We start from the raw sequence: 18,447 nt of genomic DNA, 5'->3' as shown, positions 1-18,447 counted from the left end.
CCGGCCCCTCCGGGCTTTCCCTTCGTTGTCTCCAACCTTACCAGATCCGTTTCGCGTTTCCGCTCTTCGTTTCCGGCCCCCTATTGGAGCGGGGTGTGTCTCCCGGCTTTCGCCTTTCGACGTCTCCGACTTTATCAGACTCTTTCGCGTCCGATTACCGCCGGGGTTTTGCCTCGATGAATAGCGACACAAAAGACCACTCAGAAAGTTCTTTCTGAGAGGTGCGATGCGATCGATAGTCTTTCGAAGCGGGCTAGATTCTAGCCGCTGGGCCTCGAACATGTCCAGTTCGTGGCAACTGCTCAAATCTACCTCCCCGTGCCACCTGTGTCAACAGGTGTCTTGGGGCGAGGAGGAGACTAGCAGGTCAGCAACGCCGGATGCACATCGTCGGCGTCGGCCGTCCGGGTCACGCCGCGGTGGGCAGGACGTCGCTGCGGTCGCCCCGTTCCAGGTCGCCTGTCTCGCCCGCGAGGGCCGCGCGGCGCCCGATGACGAAGACGTAGACGAGGAAGAGCAGCTCGGCGGTGACGCCGATGCCGATGCGGGCCCAGGTGGGCAGGCCGGAGGGGGTGACGAAGGCTTCGAGGGCGCCGGAGACGAAGAGGACCGCGGCGAGGCCGATGGCCATGCCGATGGCGGCCCGGCCTTCTTCGGCAAGGGCCGTACGGCGGGGACGCGGGCCGGGGTCGATGACGGTCCAGCCGAGGCGGAGTCCTGTGCCTGCGGCGACGAAGACGGCGGTCAGTTCGAGGAGGCCGTGCGGGAGGAGCAGCCCGAGGAAGGTGTCGAGGCGGCCCGCGGAGCCCATGAGGCCGAGCCCGAGACCCAGGTTGAGCATGTTCTCGAACAGTACGTAGAGGACAGGGACCCCGAGGAAAACGCCGAGGACCAGGCAGTAGGCGGCGGCCATGGCGTTGTTCGTCCAGACCTGGGCCGCGAAGGAGGCGGCGGGGTGGCTGGAGTAGTACGCCTCGTACTCGCCGCCGGGGCGGGTCAGAGCGCGCAGTTCTTCGGGGGCGGCGATGGCGGACTGGACCTCGGGGTGGGTGGCGACCCACCAGCCGATGAGTGCGGCGACCGCGGTGGAGACGAGCGCGGTGGGGACCCACCAGTGGCGCGAGCGGTACATCGCGGCGGGGAAGGCGCGGGTGAAGAAGAGGACCGCGTCGCGCCAGCCGGGGGTGCGGGCGCCGGTGACGGCGCTGCGGGCGCGGGCGACGAGGGTGGTGAGCCGTCCGACGAGTGCGGGGTCGGGGGCGCTGGACTGGACGAGGGAGAGATGGGTGGCGGCGCGTTGGTAGAGGGTGACGAGTTCGTCGGCCTCCTCCCCGGAGAGGCGCCGACGCCGGCGCAGCAGCCTGTCGAGCCGGTCCCACTCGTGGCGGTGGGCGGCTGCGAAGACGTCGAGGTCCATGGGCGCTGCTCCTGGCTGGCCGGGGAGGTCCCAGCTTGGCAGACGGGGCAGACTGGTCGCTCCGGGTCCGGGGTGGGCAGGAGGAGGGTTCCCGCATGAGTGAGGCGAGCGCGGCGGGCGGTGCCGGCCGGCTGGTGACGGGTGAGGCCGTCGAACTGGGGTTGCACCCGGCGAAGCTGCCGAGCCGGGCGCTGGCGGCGGCGCTGGACGGCGTCGTGTACATCGGCGGCTATCTGGTCGTGTCGATCGTGCTGATGGTGGCGACGGCGTCGATGGACGGGGCGGCGGTGGCAGCGGTGTACGTGACCTCGCTGGTGCTGGTGCTGTTCGGGGTGCCGATCGCGGTGGAGACGCTGACCCGGGGGCGGTCGCTGGGGAAGCTGGCCTGCGGGTTGCGGGTGGTACGGGACGACGGCGGGCCGATCCGGTTCCGGCACGCGCTGGTGCGCGGGGCGGTCGGGGTGGTCGAGATCCAGATGTTCCTCGGCGTGATCGCCTGCATCGCCTCGCTGGTGTCGGCGCGCGGTCGGCGGATCGGGGACGTCTTCGCGGGAACGCTGGTGGTGCGGGAACGGATTCCGGTGCCGCGGTCGCCGCGGCTGATGCCACCCGCGCCGCCGTGGCTGGCGGGGCAGTTGGCGGGGGTGGACCTGTCGGCGGTGCCGGAGGGGCTGTGGCTGGCGGTGCGGCAGTACCTGTCGCGGATGCATCAACTGGATCCGCAGGTGGGCTGGTCGATGGCGGAACGGCTCGCGGGGGACGTCGTGGCGTGCACGGGTGCCACGGTGCCGGAGGGGACGCCGCCGGCGGGGTTCCTGGCGGCGGTGGTGGCGGAGCGGCAGGCGCGGGACGCGCGCCGGGTCTTCGGCGCTGCGGTCGGTGCTCCGGTCGACGGGGCCGCCGAGCCGGGGGGCTTCGGGGTTGCGGAGCCGGGGAAGGGCCGGGCGCCGGTGCCGCCTGCGGTGGGCTGGGTGGCCCCCGGTACGGACGGCGGGGTGCGGGGGGACACGGTGCCGCCGGGGCGCGGGAGCCAGGCCCCGCAGGAGCCGGTGCCTTCGTCCTCGACGTCGCCCTCGTCCTCGTCCTCGTCGACGGGCTTCGCGCCTCCGGCGTGAGGGGTCGCCGCCGCGTCGGCGGGGTCAGTCCGTCGCGGGGAACCGGGACGGGGGTGACTCGAGGTCCTCGAGTTCGATGCCGGGGGCGGACAGGACGACGTCGCCGGCGATGTGGACGGTGTGCTGTTCACCGGTCTGCAGGTCGTTGACCTGGTATTCGTCCACGAGCAGGGGGGCGTTGTCGGTGGTGTGTGCTTCGCTCTTGATCAGGGCCCACGACTGGTCGAGGGTGCGGGGTGCGAGCACGGGGGGTTGGAATGCGACGAGGCGTACGCGGGTGGCCGGGGAGCCGGGCCGCAGGCGGAGCAGCCGCGCGGTGGCGATGTAGAACGCGGGTGACGCGCCGGTGAAGGCGTGGGCGGGGACGTTGCCCTCCTGAGCGTGTTCGCCTGAGGGGTCGGTGCGGACCCAGGTCAGGCCGTCGAGGGCGGCGCCGCGGACCTGCCAGCTCGCGGCGTGCAGTTCCAGGCGGATGGTGCGGCCGAGTTCGTCGATGGTGAGGTCGACGGAGCCGGCGTGGCCGCCGTCGGGGTGGGTGTTCTGTGCGGTGTACCGCCAGCCGGTGGGGCCGGTGGCGCAGTGGAAGTGTTCTTCGCCGAGGGGGGTGTGGTCGTGGGTGTCGTGGAACGAGTAGCGGCCGCGGGGCATGGTTCGACCTTACAAAGCGGGCGGGGGCCCGACGGGGCAGGCCCCCGCCGGGGGCGGGGGCCTGCGGGGTGGCTCCTGTGGTGCCGTCGGGGCCGGTGGCGCGCTGTCGTGCGGGCGGCCCGGGCGGCGTCAGTAGCGGTAGTGGTCCGGCTTGTAGGGGCCGTCGACCGGGACGCCGATGTAGGCGGCCTGCTCGGGGCGCAGGGTGGTGAGCTTGACGCCGAGGGCGTCGAGGTGGAGCCGGGCGACCTTCTCGTCGAGGTGCTTGGGCAGGACGTAGACGCCGATCGGGTACTCCTCGGGCTTGGTGAACAGCTCGATCTGGGCCAGGGTCTGGTCCGAGAAGGAGTTGGACATCACGAACGAGGGGTGGCCGGTGGCGTTGCCCAGGTTGAGCAGGCGGCCCTCGGACAGCACGATGAGGACCTTGCCGTCGGAGAAGGTCCAGGTGTGGACCTGGGGCTTGACCTCGTCCTTGACGATGCCGGGGATCTTGGCGAGGCCGGCCATGTCGATCTCGTTGTCGAAGTGGCCGATGTTGCCGACGATCGCCTGGTGCTTCATGCGCTGCATGTGCTCGGCGAGGATGATGTCGCGGTTGCCGGTGGTGGTGACGAAGATGTCGGCGGTCTCGACGACGTCCTCGAGCGTGGTGACCTGGTAGCCGTCCATCGCGGCCTGGAGGGCGTTGATGGGGTCGATCTCGGTGATGATGACGCGGGCGCCCTGGCCGCGCAGCGACTCGGCGCAGCCCTTGCCGACGTCGCCGTAGCCGCAGACGACGGCGACCTTGCCGCCGATGAGGACGTCGGTGGCGCGGTTGATGCCGTCGATGAGGGAGTGGCGGCAGCCGTACTTGTTGTCGAACTTCGACTTGGTGACGGCGTCGTTGACGTTGATCGCCGGGAACAGCAGGGTGCCGTCGCGCTGCATCTCGTACAAGCGGTGGACGCCGGTGGTGGTCTCCTCGGTGACGCCGCGGATCTCGGAGGAGAGCTGGGTCCACTTCTGGGGGTTCTCGCCGAGGGTGCGGTTGAGGAGCAGCAGGATCTGCTCGTACTCCTCGCTGTCGGCGGTGGAGGGGTCGGGGGCCTGGCCGGCCTTCTCGAACTCGACGCCCTTGTGGACGAGCAGGGTGGCGTCGCCGCCGTCGTCGAGGATCATGTTCGGGCCGCCGGTGGGCGAGTCCGGCCAGGTGAGGGCCTGCTCGGTGCACCACCAGTACTCGGCGAGGGTCTCGCCCTTCCAGGCGAAGACGGGGATGCCCTGCGGGTTCTCGGGGGTGCCGTTCGGGCCGACGGCGATGGCCGCGGCGGCGTGGTCCTGCGTGGAGAAGATGTTGCAGGAGGCCCAGCGGACCTGGGCGCCGAGGGCGGCGAGGGTCTCGATGAGGACGGCGGTCTGCACGGTCATGTGCAGGGAGCCGGTGATGCGGGCGCCGGCCAGCGGCTGGGAGGCCGCGAACTCCTCGCGGATGGCCATCAGGCCGGGCATCTCGTGCTCGGCGAGGGTGATCTCCTTGCGGCCGAAGGTGGCCAGGGAGAGGTCGGCGACCTTGAAGTCGTTGGTGACGGGGGACATGCAGTCTCCTCGTGGGGTGCTTCCAGAACGGACATCGGCTTTCCGCTGCGGAGCGGGGGGAGGCATGCGGACATACGTCTCCCTCGACCGCAGCTCAGCCCGTCGGAGGCCCTCTCTCCCTCGGCCGGTCCGTGTCCGGACCGCCCGACCGCCATCAGCAGCGACGTCTGGCTAGGGACGAATCTACACCGAGTGGCCGGGCGCGTCCGGAAGGTGCGTGGAGCTCGTGTGGAGGGGGTCAGTCCGCCGTGGGGGCGGTGGGGGCGGCCGACTGCTCGCGGTAGATGTCCGGTTCGAGGTAGATGACGCGGGCGATGGGCTCGGCCTCGCGGATGCGGGCCTCGGCGGCGTCGATGGCGCGGGCGACCTCGGTGGCGGTGTCGTCGTGCTGGACGGCGATCTTGGCGGCGACGAGGAGCTCGTCGGGGCCGAGGTGGAGCGTGCGCATGTGGATCAAGCGGGTGACGGTGTCGCCGTCGACGATGGCCGCGCGGATGCGGGCGACGACCTCGGGTCCCGCGGCCTCGCCGAGGAGCAGCGACTTGGTCTCGGAGGCGAGGACGAGCGCGATGGCGACGAGGAGGACACCGATGCAGAGGGTGCCGATGCCGTCCCAGATGCCGTCGCCGGTGAGCAGGGACAGGCCGACGCCGCCGAGGGCGAGCACGAGGCCGACGAGCGCGCCGAAGTCCTCGAGGAGGACGACGGGGAGCTCGGGGGCCTTGGCGGTGCGGATGAACTGGCTCCAGGTCTGCTTGCCGCGCACCATGTTGGATTCCTTGATGGCGGTGCGGAAGGAGAAGCCCTCGGCGACGATCGCGAAGACCAGGACGCCGATGGGCCAGTACCAGTGCTCGATCTCGTGGGGGTGCTGGACCTTCTCGTAGCCCTCGTAGAGGGCGAAGACGCCACCGATGGTGAACAGCACGATGGAGACCAGGAAGCCGTAGATGTACCGCTCACGGCCGTAGCCGAAGGGGTGTTCCTCGGTGGCCTTCTTCTGGGCCTTCTTGCCGCCGAGCAGGAGCAGCGCCTGGTTGCCCGAGTCGGCCACCGAGTGCACGCCTTCGGCGAGCATGGACGAGGAGCCGCTGAAGGCGAACGCCACGAACTTGCTCACCGCGATGGCGAGGTTGGCGCCCAATGCGGCGACGATCGCCTTGGTTCCGCCTGACGCGCTCATAGGTGCTGGTGGTCCCTTCCGTCGGCCCTGGTCTTTGCCCGGTCTTTACGGCGTTACGGCGGGACATTCTTGCAGGCCGTGCTTCGCGTGGTGCGTCAGGCCACCACGGTGGCCCGGAAGACGGTTCCCTCGCCGGTGAGTTCGACCTGTTCGCCTGCGGGAACGTAGGCGGACTGGCCGCGGCCGAGGGTGAGTTCCGGGGCCGCCGGGTCGCCGGGCGTGCGCAGGGTGGCGGTGCCTTCGGTGCAGAGCAGGATCTGGGCGGTGCGGTCGTGGGGGGTGCGGGGGGCGGCGCCGGCGGCGAGCGAGTAACGGGAGAGCCGGAACTCGTCGATGGGGGTGCCGTAGAGCTCCTCGCCGTCGGGGGACGCCTCGGGGCGCAGGACACCGGCGTCACCCGCGTGGAAGCGGACGATGCGCAGCAGTTCGGGGATGTCGACGTGCTTGGGGGTGAGGCCGCAGCGCAGGACGTTGTCGGAGTTGGCCATGATCTCGACGCCGAGGCCGCTGAGGTAGGCGTGGGGTATGCCGGCACCGAGGAAGAGCGCCTCGCCGGGCTGGAGTCGGACGTGGTTGAGCAGCATGGCGGCGATGACGCCGGGGTCGCCGGGGTAGGCGTGGGCGATGGCCGCGTAGGCGGCGTAGGCGTCGGCGTTCGGTCCGCCCTCGGTGGCGAGCCGGCCGGCGGCTTCGGCGGCTTCGTCCACGGTGCCGGCGATGGCGTCGCGTTCGGCTCCGAGCACGGCGGTGAGGACCTCGCGGAGGGCTGCCTCCTCGGGGTGGGCGCGCAGCAGGTCGACGTACGGCTTGAGGGCGTCGACGCCGAGGCCGGAGAGGAGGGCCGCGGTCTCCTCGGGGTGGCGGAAGCCGCACAGTCCCTCGAAGGGGGTGAGCGCGACGATCATCTCCGGCTTGTGGTTGGCGTCCTTGTAGTTGCGGTGCGGGGCGTCGACGGGGACGCCGCGGGCCTCCTCGTCGGCGAAGCCGGCGGCGGCCTGGGCGAGGTCGGGGTGCACCTGCAGGGAGAGGGGGGAGCCGGCGGCGAGGAGCTTGAGCAGGAACGGCAGCCGGGGGCCGAAGCGTTCGACGGCGGGGGCGCCGAGTTCTCCGTCCGGGTCGGCGGTGATGACCTGGTCGAGCGGGACCGGACCGGCGCCGCGGTCGATGCGGGAGGGGGCGCCGGGGTGGGCGCCCATCCACAGTTCGGCCTGCGGCTCGCCCGTGGGGGTGGTGCCGAGCAGTTCGGGGATCGCGCTGGTGGAACCCCAGGCGTACGGGCGGATGGTGTTGGTCAGGCGGTCCATGCGGTCATGCTCTCCCGGTGGAAGTGATGGCGAGGTAAACGGAGGCGAAATCCGTGACGGCGAGGAGTTCGACGGCGGATTCCAGGTCGCCTCCCTCGGCGGGGGCGAGCTCGCTCAGCGGGGTGTCGTGGGTCGTGGCGAGCTCGCGGGCGAGCGGGGCGGAGCTCGAGGCGGCGTTGCCGGGGCGGTGCAGGAGCACGACGCGCAGGCGCAGGTCCTCGGGCTCGTCGACGCGGTCGCGGAAGAAGTCCTCGGGGTCGAGGGCGCCGGCCAGGGAGCCGGCGAGCAGCGCGCCGTGGGTGTCGAGTGCCTCGGGGAGTTCGCCGTGCAGGGCGGGGCGTCCGGCGCGGGCGGCGATGGCCGCGGCGAAGCGCCGGGCGGCGACGGAGGCGACCGGTCCCTCGCTCCACATCACCGGCAGGGATTCGGCGAGTTCGGAGGCGAGGGCCTTGGCGGGGTTGCTGTAGGTGGCGGTGGCGGGACCACAGCGGGCGGCGACCTCGTCGAGGCGGTCGGCGACGCGCTCGATGGCGTCGGGCGGGGCGGCGAGCAGGCCGATGCGGTCGCCGAGGGCGAGCAGCGGGGTGAGCAGCGCCCAGAAGGCGCCGAGGTCCTCGGCGGGGTCGGCGGCCTCGCCGAGGACCCCCGCGACGGACGCCGGGTCGGGCGCGGGGGCGTACGGCAGGACCATGCCCCGCACCTGCTGGATCGCCTCGGCGATGGGTGAGCCGGCGGGGACGACGGCGGCGGCGGTGCAGCCGCGGCGGTAGGCCTGCTCGATGAGGTCGGCCAGGCCCGCCTCGGTGCCGGCGGGGCTGGCGATGAGCAGCAGGTCCAGGGGGCCGGCCCAGCCGGGGAGGGCCCACCGCAGGTCGTACGGGGCGGGGCCGGTGGGGTGCAGGGGCAGCACGGGCCCGCTGCCGTTGCCGAGGGCGGCCAGCAGTTCGGCGACGGCGGCGACGGCGACCGCACCGGGGCCGGCGACCAGGACGCTGCGGGGGCGGCCGTCGGGCTTGAGTTCGCCGACGCCTGCCTCCTGGGCGAGGCGGGCGGCGGTGCGGACGCGGGCGCCGGCGGCGGCAACGCCGAGGAGGAGGCCGCGGGTGTCGGCGCGGGCGAGGGCGTCGGGGTCGTCGAGCAGCGTCTCGTCCAGCATCGGGGGTGACCTCCGGTCCGGTCCGGTTGTGTCGGGTGTCGCGGGGCGCCGTGCGGTGCGGGTGCCCGTGCCGGCGCCGGTGGTGCGTACGGCGCGGGCTGCCGGCGGGCGTGCGGTGCCGGGCGGCCGGGTCGCGTTACGCGGGGCGGCGGGCCTCGTCGACGAGGAGGACGGGGATGTCGTCGCGCACGGGGTAGGCCAGGCCGCAGTCGGCGGAGGTGCAGGTGAGCTCGGTGGCCTCGACGTCCTCGCGCAGCGGCGCGTGGCAGGCGGGGCAGGCGAGGATCTCCAGGAGGCTGGCTTCGACGAGCGGCATGGGTGGCTTCTCCCGTGTGGTCGTGTCGTGGTCGTGGTTTCCGGGCGTCCGCCGTGTGCGGGCGTACGCGTCCGGACCGGCCGATTCAGCCTATCGCCGGGGGGCCGGGCCCGCGTGACCGTGTCGGGGCCCCGGTCCCCCGCCGGAGGAGGTGGTGCGGTGCGATGCCTCCTCCGGCGGGGCGGCCGTCAGGCGCGGACGATGGAGAGGACCTCGTCGCGGACGCCGGCCATGAGCTCGGTGTCGCGCGCCTCCACGTTGAGGCGCAGCAGCGGCTCGGTGTTGGAGGGGCGGAGGTTGAACCACCAGCCGTCGCCGGTGACCGTGAGGCCGTCGAGCTCGTCGAGGCCGGTTCCCGGGCGGTCGGCGAAGGCCGCGCGGACGGCGGCGGTGCGGCCGGCCTGGTCGTCGACGGCGGTGTTGATCTCGCCGGAGGCGGCGTAGCGGTCGTACTCGGCGACGAGCCCGGACAGCGGGCCGTCCTGGCCGCCGAGGGCGGCGAGGACGTGGAGCGCGGCGAGCATGCCGGTGTCGGCGTTCCAGAAGTCACGGAAGTAATAGTGCGCGGAGTGCTCGCCGCCGAAGACGGCGCCGGTGCGGGCCATCTCCTGCTTGATGAAGGAGTGGCCGACGCGGGTGCGGACGGGCGTCCCGCCGTGCTCCTTGACGACCTCGGGCACGGACCACGAGGTGATCAGGTTGTGGATGACGGTGGAGCCGGGGTGCTTGGCCAGTTCGCGGGCGGCGACCAGGGCGGTGATCGCGGACGGGGAGACGGGCTCGCCGCGCTCGTCGACGACGAAGCAGCGGTCGGCGTCGCCGTCGAAGGCGATGCCGATGTCGGCGCCGGTCTCGCGCACCTTCTCCTGCAGGTCGACGATGTTCTTGGGGTCGAGGGGGTTGGCCTCGTGGTTGGGGAAGGTGCCGTCGAGCTCGAAGTACATCGGGACGAGGTCGACGGGCAGGCCGTCGAAGACGGTGGGGACGGTGTGGCCGCCCATGCCGTTGCCGGCGTCGACGACGACCTTGAGGTGCCGGATGGAGCTCAGGTCGACCAGGGTGCGCAGGTGGGCGGCGTAGTCGGCGAGCATGTCCCGCTGGGTGACCTCGCCGGGGGTGGCGTCGCTCGCCGGGAGGCCGGTCGCGGACCACTGCTCGACGAGCTCGCGGATCTCGGTGAGACCGGTGTCCTGGCCGACGGGGGCGGCGCCGGCGCGGCACATCTTGATGCCGTTGTACTGCGCCGGGTTGTGGCTGGCGGTGAACATGGCGCCGGGCAGGCCCAGCTTGCCGCTGGCGAAGTACAGCTGGTCGGTGGAGCAGAGGCCGATCTCGGTGACCTTCGCGCCGCGCGAGGCCGCGCCGCGGGCGAAGGCCCGGGACAGGCCGGGCGAGGAGGGCCGCATGTCGTGGCCCGTCACGATCGCGTCGGCACCGGTCACGGTGACGAAGGCCGCGCCGAAGAGTTCGGCGAGCGGCTCGCCCCATTGGTCGGGGACGACTCCGCGGACGTCGTACGCCTTCACGAGCTGGGAGAGGTCGGTCACCGCATGTGCTCCGCTCTGGAAACCGGTTGCCGGTGGATGGATCGTGGCAAGAACCAACCTACCGGGCGGAACCGAACGGGCCGATGAGGAGCCCGGGTGCGCGTGCGGACCCGGGGCGGGGTATGGCGGGGGGGTGCCGGTTCAGGAGTCGGGCGAGCGCAGGACGCGCAGGTGCCCGCGCCGGGTGATCTCCATGGGGTCGCCGCCGCGGCCGTTGGTGCCGTTGCCCTCGCGTTCCTGGGGGCGGGCGGCCTCGCGCACGGCGTTGGCGAGCGCTTCGAGGTCGTCACCGCTGGGGCGCGTGGGGCCGGTGTCCGTGGCGAGCCGTACGACTTCCCAGCCGCGGGGGGCGGTGAGGCGCTCGGAGTGCTCCGAGCACAAGTCGTAACAGTGGGGCTCGGCGTAGGTGGCGAGCGGTCCGAGGACGGCGGTGGAGTCCGCGTAGACGTACGTCAGCGTCGCGACGGCGGGACGGCCACACGCGGTGCGCGAACAGCGACGTACAAGGCTCACGACGTTGGACGGTACCGCACTCTTGAGCGGGCCGCGACGACTCCCCAGGAGCTCACCCCGTCGTGTCGTCCGGGTTGGCCGGGAAGGTCCGACCTGGGGTCAACACACCTGACCTGCAAAGGGCCGGAAATGTACGGGTGCCCCTCCGAGGACACCGATCACCAAACGCTGCAAATGATGCCAATTGCGATCGGTGAAGCGGTCAGGGCAGGGGAATCTCGTGGGCGCCAGGGGCGAGCGACCGTACATTCTGCGACATCAACGGGGATGTCCGGTCCTCGTCCCCCGTGGTGGTGGCAGCGGTCACGGAGCCGCATAACCGGGGCTCCCGACGGCTACTCTCAGAGGTGATGGACACCCCTTCGCCCGCACCGCGCCAGCGCCACCGCGACCGACACGGCCGCGGCATGCGCGGCCCCATCGCGCCCCCGCAGGTGCCCCTGGCACGCACCCGCGCCGACGCCTTCGACGACCTGGTGCGCGACGCGGCGGACCGGCTCGAGCGGCGCTGGCCGCAGCTGGCGGAGGTGGAGTTCGCGGTGCAGGAGGTGCCCTGGCCGGTGGACGCTGCCGACGGCGCCGCGGCCGACGGCCGGTTCGATGACGGGGTGCCGCTGGGGCGGCTCCTCGGCGGGCAGAAGGGCCACCCGCACCGCATCGTGGTGTACCGGCGGCCGGTGGAGATCCGCGCCAAGAGCCGCGAGGAACGGGCCCTGCTGGTGCACGACGTGGTGGTGGAGCAGGTGGCCGAACTGCTCGGGCTGTCACCGGAGAACGTCGACCCCCGGTACGGGGAGGGCTGATCCCGGTACCGGCACGGGCCCGCAGGCCCGCGCCGGCCGGGGATCGTCAGCGGTTGAGGATGGACAGGTCCTCTTCCGACTTCGGCACGGCGACCAGACCCCGGTCGTCCGGCATGGTCTGGATGGTGAACATCGGGACGCCGCCCTCCGGCAGGGCGAGCATCCGGGAGGCGTAGACGGGGCCGCCCGAGGCGGGTTCCACCGTGACGGCGAAGGCGCCCTTGCCCGCGGAGGGGGCGGGCGGTGACAGGACGACCGTCGTGCCGCGCTTGACCGGGACGTTCTTGGTGACGGGTTCGCCGCCCTTGGTCGAGGCGGAGGTGACGACCCGCACGGTGGCGTCGCCCTCCGGCGCGGTCAGGGCGAGCGTCGAGCCCTTGGTGCGGTTGTCGGCGGCGCTGGCGCGGTCGCCGATAGGGGTGGTGGCGGGCAGGAAGGCGGTCTCCTGGTTGGCGCCCTTGCCGCGGGTGATCCGCAGGGCGGCGACCACGGGGGCCTCGTCGGAGGCGTCGGTCGGGCTGAGGATCAGCGAGCCGGCCTCGCCCTTGGTGACGTCGCCGAGGTCGACGGCGGTGGTCATGCCGCTCTTGACGTGCACGGTCTCGTGCCCGGCGGGGGTGATCTCGCCGCCCGAGGAGGCGAGCCGCAGCTTGAGGTCGGCGTCGCTGTCGCCGGTCGCGAAGATCACCAGGCGCACATCGGAGGCGTCCCCGGGGATGCCGGGCATGACGGCCTCGGCGGCGGGGTCGGTGGAGGCGGGCAGCCAGTCGCCGCCGGCCTTGGCGTCCTCGGCCTCCACGGTGGCGCCGACCCGGCCGCTGCGGGCGCTGACGTGCAGGGTGAGGGCGTCGGACTTCTCCGTGGTGAGCGTGGAGAGCAGGACGGGGACCGTCGCGCCCGGCGGCACCGTGATGCCGTCGGTCGTGCTGGTCTTGACCTCGCCCTTGTCGCCGTACAGCGCGAGGTCGATGACGGCGGAGGTGTCGTCCGGGTTGGTCAGGTGGACGTAGTCCTGCCGGCCGGCGCCGGTGCTGACCCCGGGGAACCAGAACTCGCTGTCCGGCACGGCACAGGAGGCGCCGAGCACCGCCCGGGCCGGGCCCGCGTCGACGACCGTGGTCTGCTGCACGGTCCAGCCGGGGGCGAGCGCCCCGTCGGCGGTACCGATGAGCGCGGGGGCGTCGGAGGCCTCGGTGACCGCGGTGACCGGCTTGCCGGCCTCCTTCAGCGGTGCGACCGGCTTGCGCTTGGCCGCGGCCTTGCCGTCCTGGTCGGCGGCGGCCAGCAGGGCGGCGGCGCCGCCCGAGCCGGCGGAGTCGCCCTTGGGCGTGAAGGCGGTGTACGTGGTCGTGGCGAAGTCCGAGTCCGACGGGGCCGGGCAGGCCAGCGTGGACCGCTCGACGGGCAGCCGCGCCGCGCTCACGGCGGGCGCCGCGTCCGGGGTGCCCGCGCCGGAGACGGTGGCGACGCCGGCGACCGCGGCCAGGGCGGCGGTGACGCCGATCAGGGAGAGGGTGCTGCGGTTCACTGCTGGTTGCCCCCGTCGCGGCGGTAGCCGTCCGTGTCGTACGCGTCCGTGTCATAGGTGCCGTAGGGGGCGTACGAGGCGTCGTAGCCCTGCTGCTGGGGCTGCTCCTCGTACCCCTGCGGCTGCTGGGACTGCTGCTCGTAGCCCCGCCGGTCGTAGCCGGGCTGCTGGGGCTGGGACTCCTGGCCGTAGCCGTACGGGTCGTAGACCGGCTCCTGCGGCTGGGCGGGCTGCTCGTAGCCGTAGGTGCTGGTGTACTCCGCGGCCCACTGCTCCTGGCCGTACGGGTCGTCCTGCCGGGGACCGGCGGCGTAGGGGTCGTACTCGGCGTACTGCGCGTACTCGGCCTGCTCCTGGTGCGCGGGCCCGGCGGCCTCGGGCTCCGCGGGGGCGTCGTCCGCCTCCCCCTCCCCCTCGGCCTCGGCGGCGGCGCGCAGCCGGCGGGCGCGACGGCCGTCGCCGCCGCCCTGCGCCGGGATGCCGGCGGCCGCGGCCGCGGCCACGGGCACGGGCTCCGCCTCGGGCAGGTCGTCGTCGACTTCGCGGCGCCGGCCCGGCAGGGCCATGACCACGAGCACCAGACCGAGGAAGCCCTGGACCCACACCCACACGGTGTGCGTGAACGGGTCGTCGTAGACGAGGTCGAGCCGGCCGCCGCTGCTGGGGAGCCGGAAGCCCTGGGCCCAGCCGTCGACGGTGGTGGCGGTGAGCTCCTTGCCGTCCAGGGTGGCGGTCCAGCCGGGGGCGGCGCGGTCGGCGATGCGCAGGACGCGGCCGTCGGCGCCGGCCGGGACGGTGGTGTGGGCCTCGACCTTGCCGGAGGCGACGGTGACGACGGCGGGGGCGTCGGCGTCCTCACCGGAGCCGGTGCCGTCCGTGTCGCCGGAGCCGCTGTCGTCGCCGCTGCCGGAGGGCTCGACGATCGTGATGCGGGCGACGTCGTCGTCCACCCGCCACAGGGCGCTGCCGTCGGCCTGGCTGAGCCGGGACAGGCCCGGGGTGCTGTCGAGGGTGCGGCTCATCTCGCGCGGGGCGCCGCTCTGGACGAGGACGTAGCGCACGGCGTAGCCGCCGAGCTGGCTGGCCTGGTCGGCGCCGGAGCCGGCCACGAGATTTCCGACGATCTTGGCGAGCCGGGCGTCGCCGCCGGCCGCGGCGGCGATCTCGGCGTCGCCGAGGCGGGCGCCGGCGCCCCGGACGAGGGCGTACGAGACGTGGGCCGGCGTGCCCGAAAGGACGAGGGTGCGGGCCTGGTCGCGGGTGGTGCTCTCCTCGGCGACGAAGGCGGGCACCTGGGTCGGGTCGCGGCGCTCCAGCGGGCCGTCGGCGCCGCCGGCCATCCAGCCGACGGCGGCGGACAGCGGGGCGAGCACGGCGGCCAGGGCGACGAGCGCGGCGACGGGCTGGCGCCAGCCGAAGCCGGAGGCGGCGAGCCGTTCCTTGGCGCCCTCGGCGCCCACCGCGGCGGCGGCGAGCAGGGCGAGGCCGTACACCAGCGTGGCGGGGCCGGCCCAGGCGGTGCTGTTGGCGAGGACGGCGAAGACCAGGCCGGTCAGGGCGCCCGCCCAGGCGGTGACGATGGCCGAGCGGCGCTCGCCGCGCACCAGTGCGGCCAGCGCGGCCAGGACGATGCCCGCGAGCAGGTAGCCGCCGGCGGCGCCGGGGCCGCCGGGGTTGATCAGGAGGAGGTCGGTGGCGGTGGCGGACTTGGCGCCGAACGGCAGACCGGCCTCGTCCAGGAAACGCTTGGGGTGCGTGAGCAGCCCGATCGACCAGGGCGCGAGCACCACCACGGGGGCGCCGAGGACGGCCACGGCGCGCATGGCCAGCGGGACGAGGAGCCGGCCCTGCCCGCGCACGACGCGCGTGGCGATGGCGACGCCGGCGAGCACCAGGGTGACGAGCCAGGTGATGGGGGTGAACGCGGTGGTGATCGTCAGCAGCAGCGCGACGGCCCAGGCGGCGCGCCAGCCGGGCCGCAGTCCCCGCTCGACGGCGTCGGCGGACATCCGCAGGCCCGCCGCGGAGACGGCGGCGCGGGCCATGAGCGGCAGCAGGATGGCCAGGACGGCGGTGCCGAGCCGGCCGCCGGCGAGGGCGCCGGTGGCGGCGGGCAGGAAGGCGTACGCGACGGCGCCCCAGGCGCGCAGCAGCCGGGACCCGACGAGCGGCCGCGACACGAAGTAGGCGCTGAGGCCCGCGAGCGGTACCGAGGCGACGAGGAGCACGGTCAGGGCGAGGCCGGTGCTGCCGAGCAGGGCGCTCGCCAGGGTGGCCACGATCGCCAGGTAGGGCGGCGCGGTCTCGGTGCTGCCTGCGCCCAGGGCGTGCCAGGCGCCGAGGTAGGAGCCCCACAGGTCGGAGGCGTCGGCGGGGGCGGGCAGCAGTGCGCCGCCGGACAGGGCGCCGCCGCCCAGGAGCGCGCGGCAGGCGATGAGGGAGAAGAGCAGCAGGACGGCGAAGAGCATCGGGGCGGGTTGCCGCGCGACGCGCTTCAGCAGCGCGAACTGCTCGACCTCCAGGTACTCGCCGTCGTCGTCGCCGCCGCTGGGCCCGGAGTCCAGCCCGCCGTGGCGTCCGGCGGAGGAGGCGTCGGCGGCCGCACGGCCGGAGACGTTGCTGACGACCTGCTCGACGGTGGCCCGTACGGTCGCGCCGGGCGGCGGGAAGAGCGTCCGCAGTTCGGAGGCCGGGACGGCGGGCCGGGAGCGCCGGTGGCGGGCGCCTAGGAGGCGGCCGGGACGCAGCAGGACCGACAGCAGGCCGGTGATCTCGTCGACGGCCTGTCCGGGGACCTTGCCGACGAGGTAGGCGAGGGTGCGCAGCACCGTGCCGAGCACGATGCGCGCGAAGACGTACGGGAGGAGGGCGCCGCGGGTGTTGGCCAGCAGCGTGTAGACGGCGCCCGCCTTGTCGACGCGGTGCGGGTTGACGACGGAGCGGCCGGCGCAGTCGACGGGGCGGCGCTCGCGGGAGGCCGCCTCGGCGTGCCGCAGGACGGCGTCGGGGGCGACGAGGACGGTGTGGCCGGCGGACTGGGCGCGCCAGCAGAAGTCGACGTCGTCGCGCATGAGCGGCAGCCGGCGGTCGAACCCGCCGAGGTCCTCCCACACGTCGCGGCGCACCAGCATGCCCGCGCTGGAGACCGAGAGCACCTGGCGGACCTGGTCGTGCTGGCCCTGGTCCTGCTCGCGGCGCTCCAGGCCGGTCCAGCGGCGGCCGCTGCGGGCGATGGAGACGCCGACCTCCAGCAGCTGGCGCCGGTCGTACCAGCTGCGCAGCTTGGGGCCGATGATCGCGGCGGACGGCGAGGCGTCGGCGACCCTCAGGAGGTTGAGGAGGGCGTCCGGGGCGGGCTCGCAGTCGTCGTGCAGGAGCCACAGCCACTGCACGGGTTCGCCGTGCGGCTCCTCGGGCTCCTCGTAGGCGTCGTCGTTCCAGGTGCGGGAGACCGGGTCCCAGCTGCTGGGCCGCCCCAGGTAGGGCAGTTGCTCCGTGGTCAGGGGCTCGGCGGCGCGCACGCACTCGTCGACGGCGGCGCCGAAGCCGCTGCGCCGTGCGAGGTGCAGGACGCGGTGGTCGCCGAGGCTCTCGGCGAGCAGGCGGGCGGAGTCGTCGGCGCTGCCGGTGTCGGCGGCGATGACGTCCTGCACCGGGCGGTCCTGGGAGACCAGACCCGAGAGCGCGTTGGGCAGCCAGCGGGCACCGTCGTGGGCGACGAGCACGGCGGTGACGACGTGGCGCGGGAACTCCGGTGCCTGGGCGGCGTATTGAGTCCCGGCTGAACTGTTCACGGACATCGAGGTTCGGGCCCCGGTTCGCTGGACTTCGGACGACGCCTTGGGCGTCTCGGACGGGCCCCCACACTAACGGTTGCGGGAGCCGGCCCTTCCGGGTCCGGGGCACATATACGTACGAACCCCGATGTGCCGGGCGGGAGCCCGGGGAGGGCTCTAGACGACGCCCTTCTTCAGTCGCCGGCGCTCGCGCTCGGACAGGCCGCCCCAGATACCGAAGCGCTCGTCGTTGGCGAGGGCGTAGTCGAGGCAGTCGGAACGGACCTCGCAGGCGAGGCAGACCTTCTTGGCCTCGCGGGTGGAGCCGCCCTTCTCGGGGAAGAAGGACTCGGGATCGGTCTGCGCGCACAGCGCGCGCTCCTGCCACCCGAGCTCTTCGTCGGCCTCTTCGGCCAGCAACAGCTGGAACAGCTCGGTCATGCGCGCCCCTCGTCTGTTTTCGCGTCCCCGTGATGTTGCCGTTACCTGCGACGGTCGAACGACACGAGTGAAATTACAAGTGTGCCGATACGGGCCAGTCAAGCCGAGATCTGCTATTGGGCCCGTTATTCACCCTGCGGAACCAAGGCCTGACAGAAAGTGTTCAAATCAGCCCAAACGTCCGCATACGTCAACCGCGGTCGACGCTCCTGGGGGGCGGCGATCACGATGCGATCACGAAAACACAACGACGTTTCACGAGGAGACGTTCCTGCGTAGCCGTGTGGTTGCGTCGGCACTTTTCCTGGGCCTTCAGCGCACAAACCTTTCGCCATGTCGAATAGCCGGATCAGGTGAAAGATTTACGACAAACCCGACATCAAGTTGACAGGCCGCCGAGGACCCGGTGTGCTAGGGCGCATGTCAGTGACCCACGCGCCTGCCCGGACCCGCCGCCTCGGCGAGTTCCGTCGTGCCGTGGAAGCTCACTGTCGCTGTTCCAGCTGTTGCCGCTGAAGGACTCTTCCCAGCCCGCACAGCCTCATGCGCATGCCTGACGCTCCTCACTTCCCGTAGGAACTCCCGCACCCATGAACAGCGACGTCTCGATCGCCGGCGACCCCCTCGCCATCCCCCACCTCCTCCCGCCCGCTCCCGCCTACCCCGTCACCGTCGCGGAATTCGCCGGGCTGGCCCGCAGGATCGCGGCCGACCGCGTCCGCTGGGCGCCGCGCGTCCGCTACGACGCCACCACCCGCTGGTACGACCGCCTGGAGACCGGACCCGGCTACGAGGTCTGGCTGCTCAGCTGGGTGCCCGGCCAGGGCAGCGGGCTGCACGACCACGGCCGGTCCGCGGGCGTGCTGACCGTCCTCGACGGCGAACTGACCGAGCACGCCCTCGGCGGCAACGGCGGGACCCGCCGTTCACTCCTGCCGGGGCACCAGCGGGTGTTCGCCCCCGGCTACGTCCACGAGGTGGTCAACGACTCGCTGGACGGCGCGGTCAGCCTGCACGTCTACTTCCCGGGCCTGACGGAGATGACCCCGTACGCCTGCACCTCCGGGGAGCCGGCGACCGAGGGGACGTTCGCAGGCTGACGCGGCGGGCTGACAGACT

Annotated in this window: 15 protein-coding genes; 3 read left to right on the top strand and 12 right to left on the bottom strand. The window is 73.1% G+C overall.

Annotation, left to right across the window (positions count from 1 at the left end; translation table 11 throughout):
* Positions 1-409: 409 nt before the first annotated feature.
* Positions 410-1,417: a stage II sporulation protein M gene (locus ACFV3E_RS35950; protein WP_500539049.1), complete on the bottom strand. Its 1,008-nt coding sequence runs from the start codon at positions 1,415-1,417 to the stop codon at positions 410-412.
* 95 nt (positions 1,418-1,512) lie between these two features.
* Here ACFV3E_RS35950 and ACFV3E_RS35945 point away from each other — a divergent pair, with 95 nt between their 5' ends.
* A complete protein-coding gene (locus tag ACFV3E_RS35945) occupies positions 1,513-2,532 on the top strand; it encodes an RDD family protein (protein ID WP_500539047.1) in 1,020 nt (339 codons plus the stop codon).
* Positions 2,533-2,556: 24 nt separating this feature from the next.
* Here ACFV3E_RS35945 and ACFV3E_RS35940 read toward each other — a convergent pair whose 3' ends face one another.
* From ACFV3E_RS35940 to ACFV3E_RS35905, 8 genes are all read right to left on the bottom strand, one after another.
* A complete protein-coding gene (locus tag ACFV3E_RS35940; RefSeq protein ID WP_500539045.1) occupies positions 2,557-3,180 on the bottom strand; it encodes a hypothetical protein in 624 nt (207 codons plus the stop codon).
* A gap of 129 nt (positions 3,181-3,309) precedes the next feature.
* Positions 3,310-4,761: an adenosylhomocysteinase gene (gene ahcY / locus ACFV3E_RS35935; protein ID WP_500539043.1), complete on the bottom strand. Its 1,452-nt coding sequence runs from the start codon at positions 4,759-4,761 to the stop codon at positions 3,310-3,312.
* A gap of 238 nt (positions 4,762-4,999) precedes the next feature.
* Entirely contained in the window at positions 5,000-5,944 is a 945-nt protein-coding gene (locus tag ACFV3E_RS35930; protein ID WP_500539041.1) for a cation diffusion facilitator family transporter, read from the bottom strand.
* Between the two features lie 95 nt (positions 5,945-6,039).
* A complete protein-coding gene (gene manA, locus ACFV3E_RS35925; RefSeq protein ID WP_500539039.1) occupies positions 6,040-7,248 on the bottom strand; it encodes a mannose-6-phosphate isomerase, class I in 1,209 nt (402 codons plus the stop codon).
* 4 nt (positions 7,249-7,252) lie between these two features.
* Entirely contained in the window at positions 7,253-8,404 is a 1,152-nt protein-coding gene (locus ACFV3E_RS35920; RefSeq protein WP_500539037.1) for an SIS domain-containing protein, read from the bottom strand.
* A gap of 136 nt (positions 8,405-8,540) precedes the next feature.
* Positions 8,541-8,720, bottom strand: a complete 180-nt coding sequence (locus tag ACFV3E_RS35915) for a Trm112 family protein (protein ID WP_431967699.1) — start codon at positions 8,718-8,720, stop codon at positions 8,541-8,543.
* A gap of 188 nt (positions 8,721-8,908) precedes the next feature.
* Complete coding sequence (locus ACFV3E_RS35910; RefSeq protein WP_500539035.1) at positions 8,909-10,267, bottom strand: phosphomannomutase/phosphoglucomutase; 1,359 nt, start codon at positions 10,265-10,267, stop codon at positions 8,909-8,911.
* A gap of 141 nt (positions 10,268-10,408) precedes the next feature.
* A complete protein-coding gene (locus tag ACFV3E_RS35905) occupies positions 10,409-10,828 on the bottom strand; it encodes a DUF3499 domain-containing protein (RefSeq protein WP_500372731.1) in 420 nt (139 codons plus the stop codon).
* Between the two features lie 302 nt (positions 10,829-11,130).
* Here ACFV3E_RS35905 and ACFV3E_RS35900 point away from each other — a divergent pair, with 302 nt between their 5' ends.
* Positions 11,131-11,583 carry a metallopeptidase family protein gene (locus tag ACFV3E_RS35900; protein ID WP_500539033.1) on the top strand — a complete coding sequence of 151 codons (453 nt, stop codon included), beginning with the start codon at positions 11,131-11,133 and terminating at the stop codon, positions 11,581-11,583.
* A gap of 46 nt (positions 11,584-11,629) precedes the next feature.
* Here ACFV3E_RS35900 and ACFV3E_RS35895 read toward each other — a convergent pair whose 3' ends face one another.
* From ACFV3E_RS35895 to ACFV3E_RS35885, 3 genes are all read right to left on the bottom strand, one after another.
* Positions 11,630-13,111 carry a DUF5719 family protein gene (locus ACFV3E_RS35895; RefSeq protein WP_500539031.1) on the bottom strand — a complete coding sequence of 494 codons (1,482 nt, stop codon included), beginning with the start codon at positions 13,109-13,111 and terminating at the stop codon, positions 11,630-11,632.
* Positions 13,108-16,911 (bottom strand): glycosyltransferase, encoded by a 3,804-nt coding sequence (locus tag ACFV3E_RS35890; protein WP_500539029.1) that lies wholly within the window; start codon positions 16,909-16,911, stop codon positions 13,108-13,110. The genes ACFV3E_RS35895 and ACFV3E_RS35890 overlap by 4 nt, the downstream gene beginning before the upstream one ends.
* A gap of 153 nt (positions 16,912-17,064) precedes the next feature.
* Positions 17,065-17,328, bottom strand: a complete 264-nt coding sequence (locus ACFV3E_RS35885; RefSeq protein ID WP_018559705.1) for a WhiB family transcriptional regulator — start codon at positions 17,326-17,328, stop codon at positions 17,065-17,067.
* Positions 17,329-17,918: 590 nt separating this feature from the next.
* On the opposite strand from ACFV3E_RS35885, the gene ACFV3E_RS35880 reads away from it, so the two are divergent.
* Positions 17,919-18,428: a cysteine dioxygenase gene (locus ACFV3E_RS35880; protein WP_500539027.1), complete on the top strand. Its 510-nt coding sequence runs from the start codon at positions 17,919-17,921 to the stop codon at positions 18,426-18,428.
* The last annotated feature ends 19 nt before the right edge of the window (positions 18,429-18,447 follow it).

This window comes from Streptomyces sp. NPDC059718, from assembly GCF_042733315.1.
Classification (GTDB): Bacteria; Actinomycetota; Actinomycetes; order Streptomycetales; family Streptomycetaceae; genus Actinacidiphila.
This window is presented reverse-complemented; position numbering and strand designations above follow the sequence as displayed.